General features: G+C 50.9%; 9 protein-coding genes. 6 read left to right on the top strand and 3 right to left on the bottom strand.

Annotated elements, in window-relative coordinates; all coding sequences use genetic code 11:
- Positions 1 to 39 precede the first annotated feature (39 nt).
- From IX84_RS19880 to IX84_RS19850, 6 genes are all read left to right on the top strand, one after another.
- A complete protein-coding gene (locus tag IX84_RS19880) occupies positions 40 to 7,335 on the top strand; it encodes a choice-of-anchor Q domain-containing protein (protein ID WP_238578309.1) in 7,296 nt (2,431 codons plus the stop codon).
- Positions 7,296 to 7,919: a hypothetical protein gene (locus IX84_RS33045; protein WP_152605156.1), complete on the top strand. Its 624-nt coding sequence runs from the start codon at positions 7,296 to 7,298 to the stop codon at positions 7,917 to 7,919. The genes IX84_RS19880 and IX84_RS33045 overlap by 40 nt, the downstream gene beginning before the upstream one ends.
- Before the next feature lie 66 nt (positions 7,920 to 7,985).
- A complete protein-coding gene (locus IX84_RS19870) occupies positions 7,986 to 8,720 on the top strand; it encodes a LytR/AlgR family response regulator transcription factor (protein WP_044224809.1) in 735 nt (244 codons plus the stop codon).
- A gap of 40 nt (positions 8,721 to 8,760) precedes the next feature.
- Positions 8,761 to 10,626 (top strand): sensor histidine kinase, encoded by a 1,866-nt coding sequence (locus IX84_RS19865; protein ID WP_044224806.1) that lies wholly within the window; start codon positions 8,761 to 8,763, stop codon positions 10,624 to 10,626.
- A gap of 314 nt (positions 10,627 to 10,940) precedes the next feature.
- Entirely contained in the window at positions 10,941 to 12,620 is a 1,680-nt protein-coding gene (locus IX84_RS19860) for a helix-turn-helix domain-containing protein (protein ID WP_081968859.1), read from the top strand.
- A 561-nt stretch (positions 12,621 to 13,181) separates the two neighbouring features.
- Entirely contained in the window at positions 13,182 to 19,484 is a 6,303-nt protein-coding gene (locus IX84_RS19850; RefSeq protein WP_081968858.1) for a fibronectin type III domain-containing protein, read from the top strand.
- 67 nt (positions 19,485 to 19,551) lie between these two features.
- Here the strand turns inward: IX84_RS19850 and IX84_RS19845 are convergent, their stop codons facing one another.
- The 3 genes from IX84_RS19845 to IX84_RS19835 all read right to left on the bottom strand — a co-directional run bounded on the left by IX84_RS19845 (position 19,552) and on the right by IX84_RS19835 (position 22,452).
- Positions 19,552 to 20,661, bottom strand: a complete 1,110-nt coding sequence (locus IX84_RS19845; RefSeq protein WP_044224795.1) for a hypothetical protein — start codon at positions 20,659 to 20,661, stop codon at positions 19,552 to 19,554.
- A gap of 17 nt (positions 20,662 to 20,678) precedes the next feature.
- Positions 20,679 to 21,752 (bottom strand): transposase, encoded by a 1,074-nt coding sequence (locus tag IX84_RS19840; RefSeq protein WP_044224793.1) that lies wholly within the window; start codon positions 21,750 to 21,752, stop codon positions 20,679 to 20,681.
- Positions 21,753 to 21,855: 103 nt separating this feature from the next.
- Positions 21,856 to 22,452 carry a hypothetical protein gene (locus tag IX84_RS19835; RefSeq protein ID WP_152605155.1) on the bottom strand — a complete coding sequence of 199 codons (597 nt, stop codon included), beginning with the start codon at positions 22,450 to 22,452 and terminating at the stop codon, positions 21,856 to 21,858.
- Positions 22,453 to 22,609: the final 157 nt, after the last annotated feature.

Below are 22,609 nucleotides of genomic sequence, written 5' to 3'. Positions count from 1 at the left end.
ACTAGCTCCAATTGGACAGAGGCTAAAGTGATCCCGACTGTGCCCATCCGCTACGTCAAGGCAGGCGGCACGGGCAACGGCACTTCCTGGGCTGATGCCTCCGGTGATTTGCAGGCGATGATTGAAGCCTGTGGTGTCGAACAGGTCTGGGTAGCCGCAGGCACCTACAAGCCCACCTCCGGCACCGACCGTAACGCTTCTTTTGTGATGAAAAACGGCGTGGCTATCTACGGCGGCTTCCCCAATACCGGCGACCCTGTCTTTACCGACCGGGACTGGGTAGCATACGAGACCATCCTAAGTGGTGACATCGGCACGCCGGATGACAACAGTGACAACAGCATTCACATTTTCAACAACAGTAACCTTGATGCTTCGGCAGTCCTCGACGGCTTCACCCTGAGCGGCGGCAACGCCAATGGCTTTTCTGCTGCCACCCAGGAAGGTGCGGCTATGTCCAACTTCCAGGCCAGTCCAACCATCAACAATTGCGTGTTCAGGGACAATTTCGGTGCCCGCAATGGCTCTTGCGTCATCAATGCGACCAACTGCTCGCCCGTATTCACCAACTGCCTGTTCACCCAAAATACCAATGGCGGGGCAGGCGATGGGGTGATTTTTGACTTTGACGGTGGGGGTAGCCTGCTCATCAACTGTACCATCAGCGGCAACAGCACCCGTAATGCCGTGTTGGGTAACTTCTTTAACACCAACACGCAGGTGCAAAACTGTATCCTGTGGGACAATAGCAACAATAACTTTTTTGGCGACTTCACCATCAGCCACTCTATCGTGCAGGGGGGCTTCGGTGCTTGTTCCAACTGTCCCGGCGGCGACGGGAATGCAGACCCGCTTTTCGTGGATGCTGCCAACGGCGATTTGCGCCTGCGGGAATGTTCCCCGGCTATTGATGCGGGGGACAATGCGGCTAATTCCAGTTCGCTCGACCTCGATGGTAATCCCCGGGTATTCAATGCTACCGGCGCGACCACGATTGACATAGGTGCTTATGAATACCAGTCCAGCTACGATTTCACATCAAGCTGCACCATCCTTTACGTTAATGACGATGCCAGCGGCAATAACGATGGCTCTTCCTGGGCCGATGCCTTCAACGACCTGCAGGATGCGCTAAACCAGGCCAGGAACAATCCGGGCATCGCTCAAATCTGGGTAGCGGAAGGGACGTACAAGCCCACTACCGGTACCGACAGGGGTGTTTCTTTTTCCATGATCAATGGCGTGGGGATTTACGGCGGTTTTCCCGGCCTGCCGGGGCAGGAAGGTGATTTTAGTGTACGGGATTGGGCGGCGAATGAGACTGTGCTCAGTGGGGATATCGGTACGGTAGGAGTCAATACAGATAATAGCTACCGGGTAATTAATAACCATAGCGGAGGTTTAGACAACACTGCCATCCTGAATGGTTTTATCATACAGAATGCTTACAATCCTAATTTAGGTAATGGCAGTCAAGGCGGCGGGATTCGAAACACCGATGCCTCGCCTTTATTCATTAACTGTATCATACGAAATAACTTTGCCAACTCAAATGGCGGCGGTCTTTACACTAGCAATGCTTCGCCCACTTTTGTGAACTGCATATTCGCTAAGAATATAGCAGGAAACCATGGTGGTGGCGCACAAGTTGAAGTTGGTACTTTCACATGCACTAATTGTGTATTTTATGGGAATTCCTCGCAATCAAGCACTCCTGGAGGATTAGCTAGTAATGTAATAAACACTGAAGTGCTCCTAACAAATTCTATACTATGGGGTAACTTTTCGGGGAACCAAGCCCCATCCTCCTCCGCCCAAATAGAATTTAGCAATGGAGCAGCAATACCAACCTTAAGCAATTCCATCGTACAAAGCGGCTACACTCCCTGCGCCAACTGCCCCGGCGGCGATGGGAATGTAGACCCCTTGTTCGTGGATGCCGCCAATGGTAACTTTGCGCTACAGCCATGTTCGCCGGCTATTGACGCGGGTGATAATACGGCCGTCCCCGCAGGCATAGCAACCGATCTCGGAGGCACCCCCCGCTTCTTCAACAACGGCACGGTGGACCTGGGCGCCTACGAGTACCAGGCTACGCCCGACCCCTGCCTCTGCATTGCCGAACGTACCTGGACGGGCAGTGTCTCCACCGACTGGCACACCGACGGCAACTGGAGCCCCGCCTGCGTACCCACGGCCGATAATCCCGTCATCATCCCGGATGTGGCCAACGACCCCGTCATCTCAGCCGGCACGGCGGCCCTCGCCCAATCAGTGCACGTGCAAAGCGGGGCGGTGCTGAGCATACAGCCGATGGCCAGCCTGACCATCAATGGCTCAGCAAGCTATACCTCGCCCACAAATTTCACAGCGGGGCTGAACAACGAAGGTACGGTGGACAACAGCGGCGAACTGGTGCTCGGATCGGTATCCAGTGTGGGGGATAATGGCATTTACAACCAAGCCGTTTTCCAAAACAACGCCAGCGGCCATATCCGCATTGACCGCTCCACAGGCAATGGAATCACCAACGTCGGCACCTTCACCAACGCCGCCGACATCACCATCGGGGCCGTGGCAAGCCTGGGTCAGTACCGCATTTCCAACACCAATAGCTCTACTTTCCAAAACAACACCGGCGGCCACATCCGTATTGACCGCTCCACAGGCAATGGAATTTCCAACTTTGGCACTTTCACCAATGCGGCGGACATCACCATCGGGGCGAATGAGAGCGTAGGAAGTGTCGGCATTTCCAACAGCTTTACTTTCCAGAACAACAGCGCTGGGCATATCCACATCGACCGATCCACACTCGAAGGAATAACGAACTTCGGTACTTTCACCAATGCGGCAGAGATCACCATCGGAGCCCATGAAAGCACCGGGCTAAACGGCCTTAGAAACAACGGCAACTTTTTCAACAACGCCGGAGGGCATATCCGCATCGACCGCTCGACGAGTAGCGAAATCGGAAACTTCTCAGGTGGCAACTTCACCAATGCCGGGGTAATCAATCTCGGAGCCCTGGGCAACACGGGAGCGGAGGGGATTAGAAACCAGGCCACTTTCCAGAACGACGCCTGTGCCCAGCTCTTTATGAATGCGCCGCTATCCAATACAGCTTCTTTCACCAACGCCGGCCTGTTCACCGTCAATACCACCGATACGCATAGCAACAGTGGCTTGACCAACGACGGCTTCATCGTGTACCCGCAAGGCAACCCCATCCCGAACGTGACCAACAACGACCTCATCGTGGGCACGGTCGCTGGTTGCGAAAGCGGGCTAAGCCCCGCACTCGGGATTGGCGGTGCCAACAGCTTCACGGCCGCCGCCACCTGGTACACGGACGAAGCCCTGAGCACACCCGCCGGCAGCTACAACCAATCGTCCAATACCTTCACCTCCTCTATCGGCGCGGGCACTCATACGCTCTACTTCTCCGTGGACGGCACGCCGGGCTGCCCCCGGACTGTTCCCATCACCGTAAACCTAGAAGGGGCGCCTACCCCTGCCAATGCCGGCCCGGACCAGTTTGGGGTGTGCGGCACCGCCTCCCTGGCCGCCAATACGCCTTCCGTGGGCACGGGCCAGTGGAGCATTCTTGTCGAAGCCGATGGGCAAGGGGCCATCACCGACCCCGCTTCGCCCAACTCCAGCTTCACCGGCACGCCCGGCCAAACCTATACCCTGAGATGGGCCATCTCCAATGGTTCCTCCTGCCCGTCCTCCTCCGATAATGTGGACATTGAATTCCGAAAACCACTCGTTTCCATCTCCGTCGACCCCATCAGCGTAGACGAGGACGAAGCCGGCAACCTGGCCTATACCATCAGCCGCGACTGTGCCTTCGCGCCCATAACGGTCAACTTCAGCGCGAGCGGCACGGCCATCTTCAGCACCGACTACAGCCAAACCGGGGCAGGCACTTTCGATGGCACCACAGGCACGGTATTCATGGACGCCGGGGTCAGCTCCGTGGCTATCACTTTCGACCCGGTAGCCGATAACACCGTAGAGCCTGATGAGAGCATCACGCTCACCCTGCTCAGTGGCAATGGATACCAACTCTCCGCCGGCATGGACACTGCTACCGGCACCATCCTCAATGACGATACCGCCACATTAACCATCTCCAACCTCGAACAAGCCGAAACCGATGACGGCACCACCAACTTCACTTTCCAGGTCGCCCTCGACCAGGCAGTAGACATGCCTTTCACCGTTGACTTCGCTACCGCAGACGGTACGGCAGCCGTTTCCGATGGCGACTACGTGGCTAACAGCGGCACCCTTTCATTCGCTGGTATGGAGATGGAAACACAATTCATCACCGTGGCAGTCAATGGCGACTGCCTCATCGAGACGGATGAGATGTTCACCATCAGCCTTAGCAACCTGCAGGCCGGCAGCCTTGATGTCGTATTTGGCAATACCACCGCCACCGGGACCATCCTCAATGATGACCTGCTGCCTTCGCTGAGCTGCCCGGCAGACTTCTCCGAAGTAACCGACCTGGATGCTTGCTCCAGTACCATCGCCTTGCCAGTACCGGCCATTAGCGATGCCTGCGGCGGCACTACACTCGAATTCCGTACCCGCACCACTGATGCCAACCAGGCCCCTGCCAGCGACTGGAGCGGGTGGATGCCTTCCAACAGCTCCGAACAGGCCTTCAACCCCGGCCATCATGAAATCGAATGGCGAGTGATCTCCGGCTCCGGAACGGCAACTTGCAGCTATTCCTTAGAGGTCAGGGACGAACAGCCTCCCACTGCGCTTTGCCAGAACGTCACCGTGCAGCTCGATGCCAACGGTAACGGAAGTACTACCGCAGAAGCAGTGGACAACGGCTCCAGCGATGCCTGCGGGGTCGCTTCGCTTTCCCTTAGCCAGACCAGCTTCGGATGTGCAGAGGCCGGCGCCAATGCCGAGACCCTCACCGTCACCGATGTCAACGGAAACGTCAGCACTTGCAACACTACTGTCACCGTTGAGGACAACGTAGCACCTACCGCGCTTTGCCAGAACCTCACCGTGCAGCTCGATGCCAACGGCAACGGAAGCACTACCGCAGCGGCAGCCGACAACGGCTCCAGCGATGCTTGCGGGGTCGCTTCGCTTTCCCTCAGCCAGACCAGCTTCGGATGTGCAGAGGTTGGCGCTAATGCCGAGACCCTCACCGTCACTGATGTCAACGGGAACGTCAGCACCTGCAGCACTACTGTCACCGTTGAGGACAACGTAGCACCTACCGCGCTTTGCCAGAACGTCACCGTGCAGCTCGATGCCAACGGCAACGGAAGCACTACCGCAGCGGCAGCCGACAACGGCTCCGGCGATGCTTGCGGGGTCTCTTCGCTTTCCCTCAGCCAGACCAGCTTCGGATGTGCAGAGGCCGGCGCCAATGCCGAGACGCTCACCGTCACCGATGTCAACGGAAACGTCAGCACTTGCAACACTACTGTCACCGTCGAGGATAACGTCGCCCCTGTTGCGCTTTGCCGGAACCTCACCGTGCAGCTCGATGCCAACGGCAACGGAAGTACTACCGCAGCGGCAGCCGACAACGGCTCCGGCGATGCATGCGGGGTCGCTTCGCTTTCCCTCAGCCAGACCACCTTCGGATGTGCAGAGGTTGGTGCCAATGCCGAGACCCTCACCGTCACTGATGTCAACGGGAACGTCAGCACCTGCAGCACTACCGTCACCGTGGAGGACAACGTCGCACCTACCGCGCTTTGCCAGAACGTCACCGTGCAGCTCGATGCAAATGGCAACGGAAGTACTACCGCAGCGGCAGCCGACAACGGCTCCAGCGATGCTTGCGGGGTCTCTTCGCTTTCCCTCAGCCAGACCAGCTTCGGATGTGCAGAGGCCGGGGCCAATGCCGAGACCCTCACCGTCACCGATGTCAACGGAAACGTCAGCACTTGCAACACTACTGTCACCGTCGAGGATAACGTAGCACCTACCGCGCTTTGCCAGAACGTCACCGTGCAGCTCGATGCCAACGGCAACGGAAGCACTACCGCAGCGGCAGCCGACAACGGCTCCAGCGATGCCTGCGGGGTCGCTTCGCTTTCCCTCAGCCAGACCAGCTTCGGATGTGCAGAGGCCGGCGCCAATGCCGATACGCTCACCGTCACCGATGTCAACGGAAACGTCAGCACCTGCAGCACTACTGTCACCGTCGAGGACAACGTAGCACCTGTTGCGCTTTGCCTTAACACCACCGTCAACCTGGAGCCAAACGGAACATATGCGCTAAAGCCAACCGATGTTTATAATGCGGGGGCCAGCAGTGATAATTGTGGGATTGCTTCTGTAAGCTTCCCTCCCGCTTTCTTTACCTGTGATCAGGCCGGGGCAGCCTTCCCCATCACTGTGACGGTGGAAGATTTCAGTGGGAATACAGACCAATGTATAGCTATGGTTAGCGTGGAACCCGGCACCGCCCTGCCCTCCGGCTGGGCCGCCAGCAACATCGGCGATCAGGGTGCCGGCAGCGACTACGCTTACGCCCCCTGCGCACGTAAAAATCCTAACCGGGGCGACTTCACTGTATCCACCGGTGCCTACAATCTCATCCCCAGCAACAGCGACAACCTCGCCTTCATCGGGCGCGAGCTGTGCAACAACGGCGGTATTCAAGCCCGCATCGAGGACGTCAGCGGGGGCTACGCCGGGCTCATGATACGCGAAAGCAGCGCTCCGGGCGCTAAAATGGTCGCCGTGTATTCCAACCTCACCAGTCTGCTGAGGCGGGAAATCCGCACTGCCGACAACGGGCCGAGGGCTTCCAATACCTCTTTCGCACCCTTCCCCTACTGGCTAAGGCTCGTGCGGCAGAACGACTACATCCGGGCCTTCTACCGCACCTCGGACAACGGCAGCTGGACCCTCTTCCATCAGGCTTACCTGCCTATGCAGCCCTGCGTGGAAATGGGGCTGGCCGTCTTCACCACTGACCCGAACGGGCAGGCACAGGCCACCTTCAGCCGGGTGCAGTGGCAGTCCAACGTGGGTGGCAATAGCCTGGCCCTCTTCAATGATGGCGCCGCAGCAGCACAGCCGGAAGAACGGGAGGCCAGTGTCTTCCCCAACCCGGCACGAGACGCCTTCACCCTCGCCTTTTCCAAAGCCCCCGAAAGCGGGGGCACGGCCATCCTGCGCAATCAGGTGGGGCAAGTCGTGGGGCAGCGGCAACTGCAGCCGGGCGAGGTGGCTACAGAGTGTGACGTGAGCAGCCTGCCGTCCGGGCTGTACCTCATGGAGGTGCGGCAGGAAGGATGGCCCTCTCAGGTAATCAGGATGATAAAAACGAACTAAGGCCGGAAAGTTTTAGAATTTGGGGGATCACAATTGTAAGTACGGCCCAAAACAAGACCGTACTTGCGCCCCCAAAGCAGAAAGCAAAGCGCGTCATTCCTGGCTCTAAATGCTTTTTACTGGGCTACAAGGGGGCTTCACTGAAAAAGAATAAAAAATGCCGTGAAGCCGAATCATCTTTGCCCATTATGAAACATCGGTTTAAAGTCTACCTGATTGAGCCGTGCCCGGTTATAGCGGCGCACTTATCAGTATGTATAGAGGAAATGGGCGGAGCGGTTTACCATTCGAAAAGCTATCATCTATCAAGTAAAAGATTGCCCACTAATGTACTCAATCCGCTCAGGGCCATTGACAGCGACCTGGCAATTATTGCCATCACTCCTCAGTATATCAATAAATTACTTTTTCTGGCGACCCAGCTACACTGGCAGTTTGAATTGCCGGTCATCTGGAGCAGTACGCTGCCCATCGGAACTGTTGGAAGCCATTACATGCTCGAACAGAAATTTCCAATAATTTGCAAACCCTTTTCTGAATATCAGGTTAAAAGTATAGTCAGAGATACCCTTTCCCGGATGTGAGCAAAATTTTGCTCCTTTGTGTATAGTTTAATTACTTAACGGCGACCGTAATCTTAGCTTAAATTTATGCCTAACCCTGGTATTTTAATCGTGGAAGACGACCCCATCATTGCGGCAGACCTCGAAGACCGCCTGATAGAGATGGGCTACAGGATTACCGGAAGCGTCCGCAGTGGAGAAGCGGCTCTGGAGCTTCTGCAATCGGAGATTCCAGACTTAGCGCTGCTGGACATTCAGCTGGAAGGTGAGCTCGACGGGGTGGAAACAGCAGAAATCATCGCCAAAAAGCATAGCTTCCCGCTCATTTTTCTGACCAGCAACGCTGATGACGTCACTTTCGTACGCGCTAAAGGTGTACAACCGCACGCTTTCCTTTCCAAACCCTTCAGGGGAAGGGACGTGCGGCATGCCATTGAGCTGGCCCTTGGTCAGTCCGGCCAACTTTCCGGAGGTGCACCTGCCCCCTCTTCCCTTGCGACCAAAACCCTGCAGGATTGCATTTTTATCAAGACAAATGACTTGCAGGTCAAGGTACGCCTGAAGGATATCCTCTGGGCCGAGGCGGACGACTACTATTGCAAGGTCGTCACCAATGACCGGACCCATCTGGCTACGCTAACCCTGAAAAAATTTCACGATATCCTGCAAAATAATGACTTTATGCGGGTACATCGCTCCTATCTTGTCAACCTGAATCAGATCGATAAAATAGGAGGGCTTTATGTATATATCGGAAAACATAAAATCCCGGTAGGCAGGTCCTACCGCGCAAAGCTGCAGGAGCGTATCAAAATGCTTTGAGCCCTACACCTACAGACAACACTTTCACGCCCAAACATTTATGAACACACACCACAAAAAAACATTACTATTCCTTTTCTTTCCCATAGCCCTGTTCAGCCAAACCCCGGTCATTGACAGCCTTGAGCAATCGCTCCAAACTGCTCAGTCAGACACGGCTTCCCTTAGTGTACTCATTGAGCTGACTCACCTTATGAATGGATATGACCTGGAACAGGGATTGGAGTATGGCTATCAGGGACTGCACCTCATCAGTGACGAAACGACAGCTACCCAGAAGGCAGAATTGCTAACCGCAATAGGCCGTATCCATGCCAACTCCAGTCAGCCCGACTCCGCTATCCATTACTTTGAACAGGCCAATGCTATTTTTGAAGCCTCCGGCAACCTCGCCGGCCAGGCGCGGGTACTCAGTAAACTGCAGTGGGTAGCCAACTATCTGGGGCAGTACGAGAAAGCGGCAACCATCGCCTTTCAGGTGCTGGGCATCCGGGAATCTCTCGGTGAGGAGGCAGAGATTGGCATGGCCAACAGTGATGTGGGGGACGCGCTCTATAATCAGGGGAATTATCAGGAGGCCCTTGACTATGCGCTCCGTGGCTATGAGCAACTAAAAACTGCTGGTGCACCTGAGGTTGACCTTGGCGTGACTGCACAACTCCTGGCAGATATTAACCTGCAGTTAGATGAATTGGATACCGCGCTGAACTATGCAAACGAAGCCCTGCAGCTACGTCAAAATGCCGGTGACCTTGTGGATATCGCGCTGTCGCAAAATACCCGGGGGAATATTCTCAAATATATGGAGCGGTACGAGGAGGCGCTCTCTGATTATCAGGAAGCCAACGAAATAGCCATTTCCACCGGATTTGTAAGTTTGGAGATGGCCACACTGAACAATATCGTGGATATTTATATCCGGATGGAGGAGTATGGTTTAGCCCTTCCGATTGTACGCTCGCTGTGGCAGCAGTTGCAACAGACAGGAGAACAGTACAAGTGGCCGGAAGCCCTAATAAATTTATCTCAGGCCTACGAAGGGCTGGGACAGTACGACTCGGCACTCGTCTACTACAAAAGATACACCGCCGTCCACGACAGCTTGTTCACCGCAGAAGCAGATGAAAAAGTGGCAGAACTGCAGACCCGTTACGAAACGGCTCAAAAGGAGGCTACCATTTACCAGCAGCAACAGGCACTCAGCCGGGAACGCACCATCCGATGGTATTCGGTCGGCATAGCCGGGCTGCTCCTGGTACTGGCGCTTATGCTGCTGCAAGGCTACCGGACCATCCGGCAGAAAAACCGCTCCATTGAAGCCCTCCTCTACGAAATCCACCACCGGGTCAAAAACAACCTGCAGGTCCTCTCCAGCCTGCTTAGCCTGCAATCCCGCTACATACAGGACGAAAACGCCCTTGATGCCATACGCGAAGGCCAAAACCGGGTGGACGCCATGGGGCTGATCCATCAGCAGCTCTACACCGGAGCTACGCCCGCCGCCCTGAATATGCAGACCTACCTCCACGAACTGGGTGAAACGGTAGCAGATTCCTTTGGGCTGGACGACCGTCGGATACAAATCCGCTATGAAGTCGAACCGGTGGAGCTGGATGCAGAAACGGCCATCCCCGTGGGCCTCATCACCAATGAACTGATTACCAATGCTCTGAAGTATGCCTTTCCGGATAACCGTCAGGGAGAAATCCGTCTGCATTTTTCCCGGCCGGCGCGAGGCGGCTACCTGCTGAAAGTACAGGACAATGGCGTAGGAAAGGCAGCTGCCGTTACGGATCGCGGTACGGCCTTTGGGACCCGGCTTATCCGGCTGCTCAGCCAAAGGCTCAAAGCGCGGGTGGAGGAGCTGGAGGGCACGGGCTATGGCAAAGCGATTTGGTTTGACTGATTGTGTGGCTGTGGAGAAGAGAGCCTGTATCCACGATCGCTTCCCATGCTATATAACATAGCAGATTTTTTTCAACCAGCCAAACTCGCGCACACGAGCGTGCGCGGTTTGGATTTAATTTAATTAAAATCTAATGTAGCCCGGCACCCTTTCAAACAGTGGGTGAGGCAATTATTTACTATATTGCGCACTCGTTGGTGTAAAAACAAAGCTGAGGGCTCAGCAGACAAAAGTATTTTCATTAGAGATGCTAACACAGCACCTCTATTTACCTTCTCAAATTTATTTCACCCCCGTATCGGGGGATAGTATAGATGAATCGATTACTAACATTTCTGTTAGCATCATTATTATATGCCTCATCCGTTACGGCACAGAACGGACTTGATTCTGTGAAGGCGTTGCTGCCAGGGCAACCTGACTCTGCGCTACAGATACTGAGCACAATAGTGGAGGAAGCCCCGGCGGCAGAAGATTCCATTCTGGCTCAGGCGCACTACTACATGGGCATCGCTCATTACTTTAACGGCAACTACTATCTAAGCGGAAATGCATACCTGAAAGCGCTGGAATCTGGTTATGCGGAGCAGTCACCTTTATTCAAAGGGAAGTTACTCAATAACCTGGGGATCGTCTATGACATGACAGACCGTTATGAAGAAGGCTTAGCGGCCTATCTTGCTTCTTTAGAACTGGAAAAAAGCATCGGCAATCAAAATGGCATAGCCCAATCTGAATTAAATATTGGTTTGCTTCTTATTCATCAGCGCAAATTCAGCGAAGCCAGATCCTACCTTGAATCAGCAAGGAGCAAATTTGAAGATGCCGGGAACACAGAAGGGCTGGCATTAGTTTTGCACAATGAAGCTACTATTGACGAGGAACTTAAAGATTATAAGGCTGAAACAAAGCTTACGCGGTCCCTACAACTTTATGAGCAAGCGGGCAACACTTACGAGTATACGAATGTATGCATACATCTGGCGGCTTTTCATCATGAAGCCGGAGAGGAGGAGAAGTCAAAATACTACCTGGAAAAAGCGACCCGCCTGATTGAAGAAAAAGGGTATTACTATCTGAATGAAGGGCTTCAGGTTTTTAAAGCCAAGTTAGAGATTGCAAGAGGTGAGTTTGAGGCTGCAAGAGCAAGGCTCGATACGCTCTCTCCCTCTAATAACCGAACCCAGCAGGGAAAATGGATTTATCATTTGATTGCGATGTCAGAGCTCGAAGATGCTGCTACTTTTGAGAAAGAACTTTGGGAGTACGAACACTTCCTTGATTCCATATACGATGAAAACACCAGCCGAATTGTCAGTGAGCTGCAAATCATCCACGAAACAAAAGAGAATGCCCAAATCATTAATAACCAACAGGTCAGGCTGCGTTCACAGCGAAACATACTGACGCTTTCCCTTGCTTTCATTTTTATCCTCGGAGTAGCAGTCGTTATGCTGATAAAAAATCACAGGAGGCTACAAGTAAGCTATAGGGTGCTATTTCTTAAAGAAAAAGAAACCCAGCGTCAGTTCGAAGCTCTGCTAAAGCCCAAGTCAGGTTATCATGTCCAATCACCAACAGCAGAGTGGAACCAACCTGACATATCAACGCCCATCGAGGAAGATGAAAACACCATACCATTTACCCACCATTATGAGCTGTGGAGGCAAATCGTAAGCATTATTGAAAAAGAGGAATGCTACCTTCAGCCCGATTTCCGCATCAGTGACCTGGCTAAACTTTGCAACTCCAACCGTACCTATATATCCAAAACCATTAGCTACTACACTCAGATGAACTTCTCTACATTCCTCAACCGGTTTAGAGTAGAACGTGCCAAGATTGAATTGCAGAAGAACCACTCTTTTTCCTTCGATGAAATTGGAAGATTATCCGGATTTAATTCTACCGCCACTTTTTACCGAGCCTTCAAGGATCAGACCGGGCTTACCCCGAAGCAATATACTCAGATGATCCGAAACGAAGAAGAATAAAACACCTCATTGAATACCAGCCTTTTACAAACAAACCTTCCTGTCGTTTTTACCAAATGAGAGTAGTTTTTACGATTTTAGAGTAACAGGAAGCTTTAAATAGCAGGCTTTTAATCATCCCGTTAATAGTTTTACAGGCATGCATCTCCACTTTCTTTCTCTTCAGAAGATGTGGGTAGATGTAACAACAAAAACATATATGCATGCCTTCCAAAAACAGCTCTTGGGATGAGGTCCTTTTAGTTGCCTCATCGCTCATGTCTTGTATATTCTTCTTATTGTCCCGGTATTTAATCCGTGCGGGGCACAAGATCCTTCGCCTCATTAGTAATCAGCCCGTAAAAGGCTTCATACGTTTTCCCACTTCTCTGATTATTCTCCTCAAAGGTGGTTCATCAGGCATATCCATGGAGTTCACAGGACCCCATTCAGAAACCGCAGACCTGCACAAGTTGACCAAGGTATGACTGATTTTTTCTGACGATAGCAGCTCAAAACGCAATATCCGAAACAACACTTAAGCTCCTACTACCATATTTTTCCTTAACAAACTTAATCTCCATGCAAAAGAATCTACTTTTTGGCCTAGTCTTACTCATGGGCCTAAACCTCAATGCACAAATCAGTTCATTTCCCTTTGTGGAAACATTTGAAACAGAAACGGAATGCGACAAATCCTGCTCTAGTATTTGCACGCTCTCCGGAGGATTTACAAATGTAACAGATGATGATACAGACTGGATTGTCGATGCAAATGGTACGACTTCTTCCCTAACAGGCCCTAGCGGGGATAACACAAGTGGCTCTGGCAAGTACCTCTATATGGAAGGGAGTAGCTGCTTTGAAAAACAAGCCATTTTGGAATCGCCCGTATTTGATTTTTCCAACTTGAGCAACCCTGCTCTCGAATTCTACTATCATATGTATGGGCAATCAATGGGAAGCATAGCCGTAGAAGCTTCTGATGATGGTGGGGCCACCTGGTCAACTCCTCTTTGGTCTATTAGTGGGGAGCAGCAAACCTCGGAATCGGACAGTTATCTCAAGGCAGAGATTACGCTTTGTAGTTATGCCGGTAGTTCCAACTTCAAGTTCCGGATCATAGGCACAATAGGAGTAGACTTTTTTTCAGATGCTGCCATTGATGACATTGCGGTTTATGATGCCCCTCCCCAATGTATCCCCCCATTCTCTTTGAGCACCGCCAACTCAGCAGGAACCGAAATAGACCTGACTTGGACAGATGTCTGTGGGACCTCTTATGATTGGGAAATTGTAGCGCAGGGCGCTTCTCAGGGCACTAACGTAATCAACTTTGGTAATGCCACCAGCAATGGAATCTCTGTAACAGGCTTAACCCCTCTGACTGCCTATGACTTATACATCAGGACCAACTGCGCTGGCGCTCCGGTACAGGACTGGGCAGGCCCCTTTGGCTTTTCTTCAGGTTGTGAATCCCAACTATCTGGTTCCTACAGTGTGGGAAGTAGTGGTGATGCTGACTTCCAGACAATCCATGACGCTATCGCCGGCTTAGTCACTTGCGGTGTAAACGGCCCCGTCATTTTCAACATTGCCCCAGGTACCTACCAGGAACAAATTAAACTGTTCCCTTATGAGGGAGCCAGCGAGACCAATACGGTGACACTCTCCGGAGCAGGTGCAGATCAAACCATAATTACCTATGATGGCTCTGGTTCCGGTGTTATGGCAGTAGAGCTTAACGGAGCCGACTATATAACAATAGAAGACTTGACCATCCGGCACACGGGCAGCTCGACTTCCTGGGGCATTCAACTTTGGAATGAGGCCGATTTTAATACGATCCAGGACTGTATCATTGATGTCAATAACACAAGTTCCAACAGTGCAGGTATTGTAGCTAACGGCAATCAATTTACACTAGGCTCCACCGGCAACAGCATGAACAACGGTCTTATCAAAAATGTAAAGATTAACGGTGGAGGCACCGGTATCCGGATAAATGGTTCTTCAAGTCAGGTAACTGATGGAAATAATATCACCGTAGAGGGGTGCGAAATTTCAGCTCAATCTACCGGTATTCATTTTCGAAACCTGAACAGTCCTGTTGCAACCGGTAATATAATCCATGAAATGCCGCCTGTTGGTTCTTCTTACGGAATCTGGGTGGCGAATTCAAAATCACCAATAGTTCAGAAAAACCAAGTTCTGGGCGCCGCAACTTTTGCTTATTTTTTAAGCGACATCAATACTTCATCTATGGGGGCTGCCGATCGAGCAAATGTCTCAAACAATATGGGGCGGGCATTCGGTACCGGGGATGCATACTATTTATTCGGTTCCGATAGTGTGGACTTATTTTTCAATACGGGCCTTGCTGATGATGATCAGGCTCTATGGGTCAATTCCTCTTCGGATGGGTATGATATTCGGAACAACATTTTCATCTCCAATACTTCGGAAGCCATTGACCTCGATGCTCCAACCAATAACGATGATGTGCTCGACTATAATCTGTACTACCGCACTGACGGCAATGGAGCCCTCGCGGTGGTGGCCAACCAATTTTACAACTCGCTGGAAGAATGGCAGACCGCATCTTCATCTTACAATGCCAACTCCGTCTCTGACAGCATTGTGTTCGTAAGTACTAATGATCTGCATCTCTCTGGGTTCAATTTAGCGGTACAGGGACAGGGCATAACCATTCCCGGTATTAGTGATGATATTGATGGCCACACCAGACCAGCGCATCCCTATATTGGAGCAGATGAAAAGGTACAGTGTACAGCGCCAACAGCACTGTCTGTTGACAGCCTATCTGAAACTTCTGCTTTATTAAGTTGGAGTGCTCCCGGTGATGCCTTAGAGTACGCCATCGAGATTGGGCTCAGAGGTTTTTCACCCGGTCAAGGTCAAACCATCTCAGGGCTTGATACTTCTCTATATCTGGCTACGGGATTAGAATCAGATACCCCTTACGATTTTTACGTCATCACTGAGTCTTGTGGATCCGCCGATATCTTCAGCAATCCTTCAGAGCCCTTAGAATTTAGAACTTTATGTGGTGAATACTCCCCTTTTCCTGTATTCCAGGGCTTTGAAAATGCTTCAGCTCCTGAAGGATGCTGGATACAAGATGGATTCCCGTTATTATTTGAAGAGGTTACAGGGGGGCGCAGAGCAACTTTCACCGGGAATTATGACTGCTTTTCGGACACACAGCACACAGCCCGTTTAGAATCACCATCTATCCTTTGGAACGAAGCGGAAAACCACCTGTTAACTTTTGATTACTGGATTGAGGAAGCACCCACCACCTGCAGCACGACCGTTTCGCCATCCTGCTATGATGGCATCCAAAACGGTGATGAGAGTGGCATAGACTGCGGTGGGTCCAGCTGTGCCCCCTGCTCCTCTTGTTACGGACTCAACCTGACCCTAGCCATCAATGTCGACGGCTTTCCTGATGAAACTTCGTGGACGGTCTCTGATGCTGACGGTGCTATAGTAGCTTCCGGTGGCCCCTACGATGGGAATAATTTATTTTTCTCGAACACAGCACGCACTATTACAGAGAACATCAGCCTGGAGCCAGGAGACTATACCTTCACTATTAATGACAGGGACGGTATTTGCTGTTTATATGGCAATGGTTCCTATACCCTTACAGATGGCACCGGAGCAGTGATCGCATCGGGCGGCAGCTTCGACTTCAGCGAAAGTACCAGCTTCTGTACCAGCAGTATCGCTTTCAAGCCTGCTCCTGCTTTTAGGGTGGCCTATCAATCGTTTGGTTCATCGTCGCCTTTGAGTGAAAAAGTCCTGGTGGATTTTAAAACCCCCACAAACGGCTGGGCTACAGCAAGAATACCGCTGCCAAAACTTAACACCAACGCCGAAAGTTACGTGGTCCGATTTGAAGGGTATCACAATGCTTTTGCCAGGATTGACAATATTCATATTCAAGAAGAAGAGGATTGTTTACCACCTCAGAATGTTCAAGCTAGTCTTTTTGACAATATTGCTGTCCTAAGCTGGGATTCATCAGATGCGGACTCTTTTCTCGTCCGGTATGCTCTGGAGGGATCGCCTCATTGGTATAGCTTTATTTCTACTAATCAATTTAACAGCGAGTTCTTTGTTTTCGACCGAGACGGCAATTACAGGTTTGAGGTTATCGCCATTTGCGATGGGCACCTCTCTCGCCCGTCCTCCACTGTTAGACTAACCTATTCATGTGGTTCTCCTTGGACACTTACACTTAGGAGTCCATATTTTACAGGTTTCGAAGGTACTGGAGCCAAACCAGAATGTTGGACACTTCAATCCAGCAGCCCCTCAGCCTGGCAGTTCCCCGAAAAGGTATTCGATACTACCGGATTGGCTAACCAACCCCTTAATGGTGATAACATGGCGGCATTTATCAGTCCAACAGTCAGGAAAGACACACTTATTTCGCCATTATTTGATGTCAGTTCGTTTTCTGAGGTTCCTGTGGTTTCTTTTGCCTATAACATTTTAGAAGGCCTTATATCGTCGGTAGGTCCGTCGCCACAAACAGCTGTAGCTAACGAGAACTTAGCGATTGGCCGGGTGGATGGAATCATACCTTTTTTTCCACTTACGAGCCCTTCTACCATTAAGCTCAGTGGCTTCCCGAGGGATGCCACACTCACTGAGTCCATGCTTTCCAGTGTTTGCATTAGCCTGGAGCACGAACGTTATGACAACCTGGATATAGAGCTATCCTGCCCTAATGGGCAATCTGCTAAAATAATTAAACACTTTTCTTCTCCCCAGATCTTGGAACATTTAGGCGAGCCATTTATTCGAACGGATTTTATAGGTCGTAACGACCTGACGCCTGGCACCCCTTATGAGTACTGCTTCAGCATGGAGAGTACCGATTTTGGCACGCTCAGGGATGAACACTTGAGCTTTACCCCGTCTCACGTTTACACTACTGTTCCCAGCTTAATTGACGGCCTGACCTCTGAAGTTTCTGCTTCTTACTTCCCGGAGGGCAGTTACAAGCCCGAAGGAGACTTCTCCAGCTTAGAAGGCTGCCCTCTTAACGGAGAGTGGACCTTATCAGTTAAAGATCTTGACCCTGGGTTTGAAGGCTCGCTTTTCAAGTGGAGCCTTAATTTTGACCCAACTCTTTTGGACAGTATTATGAATTATCAGCCAACGCTAAACTTGTTGTACAGAACAGCAGAAGGTGGAGAGTGGACACAACTTGCGGAATATTCTCCTAACCAGAATTTGGCGTCCACGTGGACAACCGAAGAGATTCTGCTGCCAAGCTTATCTGATTACCTTCAGTTTGCTTTTACCGTAACCGACGCCAACGATCAGGACAGCTTGGACCTGGTATTGGACACGACAAGTAATGAAACGCCACAACGCGGACGTGGTATTCTGCTCGATGATTTTAGAGTAAGCGAATACTGTGCACCGCCATCTGCTATCTGCCAGGATGTGACAGTGGTACTAGACACCAATGGGCAGGGCACCCTACTGCCTGAGGAGATTGGTGGCAATAGCATCATGGGGTGCCCCCCCTGCAGTTACGGCAACAACTTCACCCTGACTATCGCACTCGACAGCTTCCCCTCGGAAACCAGATGGACCTTGACCGATACCGATGGCGGTAATACCATAGCTCAGGGTTTATATGCCTTCTTTCAAGCCAATAGGACCGTTACGGATTCGTTTAGCCTCTCTGGTGGCGACTACGTATTCACCATTTCAGATAGCGGGGGTGATGGTGGGTCTTACAACCTGAGCGATGAGCTGGGTAACACCGTGGCCTCCAGTGGTGCATTTGGGGTTTCAGAAAGCACCACCTTCTGCGCAGACGGGCTTGCTTCAGAATCCATCAGCCAGAGCTTCTTCGACTGTGATGACATTGGCAGTACCATTAATGTCACCTACACCATCACCGATTTCAATGGTGCATCAGACCAATGCAGCGCTACTGTTTCCGTAGAGGAAGGCAACGCACTGCCTGCAGGATGGTCGGCAACCAATATTGGGGATCAGGGAGATGGCAGCGACTTCAACTACAGCCTCTGCTCTGCCGATAGCCCCAACAACGATGACTTGACCATAAGCACCGGCGGCTACAACCTCCTGAATCAAAATGCTGACAACCTCGCTTTTGCAAACATAGAGCTATGCAATGACGGTGGTATTCAGGCACGTATCGAAAGCGTGGACGGCGGTTACGCCGGACTGATGATACGCGAGAGCGATGCCCCGGGCGCTAAGATGGTAGCGGTGTATTCTAACCTCACCAATTTGATCCGGCGGGAAATCCGTACTACAGACAACGGGCCTAAAAACAGCACGCTGATACAGGCGTCTTTCCCTTATTGGCTGCGCCTGCAACGTGACGGCGACTTGATTCGCGCCCGGTACCGTACCTGGAGCAATGCCTCCTGGCAAACCTTTTATCAGGCTTACCTGCCCATGAACTCGTGTGTGGAAATGGGGCTGGCCGTATTTACCACTGACCCGAACGGCTCCGCTTCTGCGACCTTTGGGGATATTCGCTTCCGAAACAATTCAGGCGGTATCAATCTTTCCGCCCCCGACAGCCTATACTGGGAAAACGCGCAGCCCGAGGTCCTCAAGGCCACCATAGTGCCCAACCCCGTGCGCCGTACCTTCACCCTGCAATTCTCTGCAGCACTTCCAGCGGATGGTACAGCGGCTCTGTTCAATGAGTTTGGGCAGCAGCTGGCTCAAACGCCCCTGCGCGAAGGAGAGCAGTCCATAGACTGGGACGCCAGCTATCTGCCCGCAGGGCTTTACTTCCTGGAAGTCTTCACGCAGGATGGCTACAGGGAAGTACTAAAGGTGGTGCGGCAGTAAATTTTCTGACGAACCTATTGTTTGCATAGTACAGCCACAGCCCGGAGTCCCGGACTGTGGCTGTTTTTTATTCTAATTTCCGGACCTCCAAATTCTCTGGATCGTCAAAGTAGAGGGTGACTTCCAGTTCGATTTCTTTTTTGTATTCCTTTCCCTTGCAGCGCAGCACTACCTTCTCCTCATCTTCGTAGGTGACGTTGCTGCGGTCTAGCCGTTCTACCAGGTAGCGGTAGAGGCGGTCTTGAATGTAGGTGTACCGGTGGTAATCGCTATCCTTCAATAAGTAGTAATTGGTATCATCAAAATTCAGGATGCGCTTGCTGTTATCCCATTTGACCTTCATGCTTGTGTACAACGGCCCTACCTCGGACAGGAAAATATCCTTGCCGCTGACGAAAAAAACATCGCGGGTTTCCGTGTCCAATGCCAGTAAATAATGATTTACCGGGGCGGAAATACTTCGGTAGGGCAGATAGTAATGTCCACTTATAGTGTCATAGCTTGTACCCATGGTACAACCGGATAGCCACCATGGGTCCAGTTCCCCGTGATGCAAAACACGCGGTGGCGGTGGGTAAAACTCGTCACCAGTCCCCTTGAGCCAAGGGTGGTAAAACAAATCATAGCGCACCCTCTTATATCCATCGTAGCCTAGCGCCCTTTCAAACTGCGGGTCAGGCCTTTTAGTCAGCATTAGGGTCGTATCCACGTAGAATTTATAGAACTCTACATGTTTATTGAAAGGGCGGCCTTCTCCCACTACTACTTGAAAACGGCCACGCCTTTCCATTAAAAACCGGGTATTTATTGGCAGGTGAGATTTAAGCGCTTCAACCTTTTCGTAGTCTACCCAACAGCAGCCGTAGTGCAGAGGCAGGCAACGGTCCAAGTATTCGTCGTAAGCAGGCAAAAGGCTGTCTCTAAGCTGATCAAAGTCCTGCCCTTCTGGTATCGTATCCATTTTTTGCCTGAGCTTGTAGAGGTAGATGTTGCTCATCAGATGGGCCTGTAGGTACTGCTTCTTCTCTTCGTAGTTTTTGAAGGGGGCGGGTTTATATTTTCCGATGATTGAAGAAATATAGTTCTCGGAAGCCCCCGATAATCTTTCAGTAGTTTCTATTTTGAACTTACTCGGCGTGTCTTTTGGGACTTTGATAATTTGTTTTGATTTATTCATTGCCGTACACTTTTATTTTACGGGAAGTTCTTTGAAAATTGGAAAGAAAGATTTAAAGCATGCCTGACATAAAATCGGACAGCCCTCAGTCCAATCTGAAACACGGACAAGCTATCGATTCGGTCTTTACGGCAGAATTTACCCAACTGGGCTGAGGTTCGGGCATCAAACTCGAACAAGATACAGATGATGAAAGCCAGGCTAGCCACGATCAAGAGATTGAACAAGGTTTGAGGCTCTTCAATCCTGGTTTTATGAATGTGGAATCCGCGAGATTTGATATCGCCGAAAAAGGTTTCAATGTGATACCTCTTTCGGTAATATGTTTCGGCTTGCGGGCCATATTCCAAGCTGGTCAACAGATACAAAGGTCGGTCATATCGGGTCCGGTCATGCCAGAACAAGACATTGACTGGCCCAAACCCTTGCTTAGTCACATACATTTGGGGCAGGAACAAGCTTTTTTGACCGATACTTGCGGCCAAATGGCCAAAAGCCGAAGCATTCTCCATGTTCGGATGATCGGCTACCAAAGTATCCTTCGCCGTTTTTAGCACGTACTCCCAACCGTGAGCCAAACAAGACTGTTGCAACTCGCAGCCGTCGAATTCGGCATCTCCCAGCAGGAAAATCCGGCAATCCTGTTCCAGGATACTGTCCATAAGCATCGCCACTTGACCGATAATGGCCACGTGCATGTGTTCCGGGAAGGGCAGTTTGGGAGCTTTACGAACTACCCAACAAATGGGAATGGCTCGCCTGCGCCAGATTACACTGACCATCAGCGCCATGCAGTCTTTGCCCACACAGGAGCCATCGATGGCCAGAACTAACTCTCCAGCCTTGCTCAGAGAGTGGAGAATCGGAAGAAGGTAGGGTATAAAGTGTACCGTGACATCGGTCCACTTATTTTGCAACCAACGCTTGGCCTTCTTGACCCGACTTTCCAGGTCAGTGGGGTCTTCCATATGGCGGCCCAACTCTGATAAAGATGCCCGGCCACCTTTGATTAAGGCACCTAATAAACCAGATAAGACGGTTAATCGACGCAAGGCGTTGCCTTGTGGAACCTCAGATTGATGCTTTATCAACCATTTTTTAGATCTTTGCAGAACGGCATTTTGAAAGGGTTTTCTGCAAAGATTTTTAAAATCTCAGAAAACCCTTATTTTTTCTGTCTCTCTTTCCAAACTTTCAATGAACTTTTTGCCGAGCTAAAAGTGTACGGCAATGAATTGATTTAATACCATTATGATAAGTCGAAATGCATTCGAATAGCAGTGTATCAAGCTTATGACTCCTAAAAAACATATTATCAGGGTTCTGCCTATACAATTGTATTTTTAAGTACGGTATGTAAGATTCGGGCTTATCAGAACGGAATTGGAAATATTTCTCAATAGAGTAGTCTCTGCTGGACCAACTGTTTAATAAAACTACATTTTCTTTTTCTGTGACGGCAACTAGAGCTATATCCTTGTAGAAAAGTGGAGAAACACTAAATATATGCCCTACCCATCGGAAAAAATCCCCGTTAATATGGGCCTCAGTCGGAAATTCTACTGTAAATAGCCTCCAACCCTCTTCACTTGGTATTTTAAGTGCCGATCGGCGTATTGCTACCTTTGGAAGAACCTGAACAAAACCAGAAACAAAAAAAACCTTAGTCGAAAAGCCTCGATCCATGGGTTTAGACAATTTATCCGCCCTTTGGCTAAGCAGCAGATACTTTGAGGCTTGTAAATCTTGTAAGACCTTTTGTTTTATTTTATACTCTAATGCCTTGCTCAAGCTATTGTCATTTTGCCCCTGTAGAGTAAAGGAAGTCAGTATGAACACTACTGCAATTCCTATAGAGAGGTTTGTTATCGGCATTCTATTGTTTTTTTTGTGCTTAGAAAGTTGGACGTTTGCGCCTGTTTTTGTTGCAGTGATCTTTAGTCAAAAC

The organism is Phaeodactylibacter xiamenensis (assembly GCF_000759025.1).
GTDB lineage: Bacteria > Bacteroidota > Bacteroidia > Chitinophagales > Saprospiraceae > Phaeodactylibacter > Phaeodactylibacter xiamenensis.
The sequence above is the reverse complement of the archived record's forward strand: the minus strand, read 5'-3'. Positions and strand labels throughout refer to the sequence as shown.

What these genes read in the sequence shown, in the direction of transcription:
- IX84_RS33045 (WP_152605156.1), top strand. Translation starts at nt 7,296, where the DNA reads ATGGCCCTCTCAGGTAATCAGGATGATAAAAACGAACTAAGGCCGGAA.
- IX84_RS19870 (WP_044224809.1), top strand. Translation starts at nt 7,986, where the DNA reads ATGCCTAACCCTGGTATTTTAATCGTGGAAGACGACCCCATCATTGCG.
- IX84_RS19865 (WP_044224806.1), top strand. Translation starts at nt 8,761, where the DNA reads ATGAACACACACCACAAAAAAACATTACTATTCCTTTTCTTTCCCATA.
- IX84_RS19860 (WP_081968859.1), top strand. Translation starts at nt 10,941, where the DNA reads ATGAATCGATTACTAACATTTCTGTTAGCATCATTATTATATGCCTCA.
- IX84_RS19850 (WP_081968858.1), top strand. Translation starts at nt 13,182, where the DNA reads ATGCAAAAGAATCTACTTTTTGGCCTAGTCTTACTCATGGGCCTAAAC.
- IX84_RS19845 (WP_044224795.1), bottom strand. Translation starts at nt 20,661, where the DNA reads ATGAATAAATCAAAACAAATTATCAAAGTCCCAAAAGACACGCCGAGT.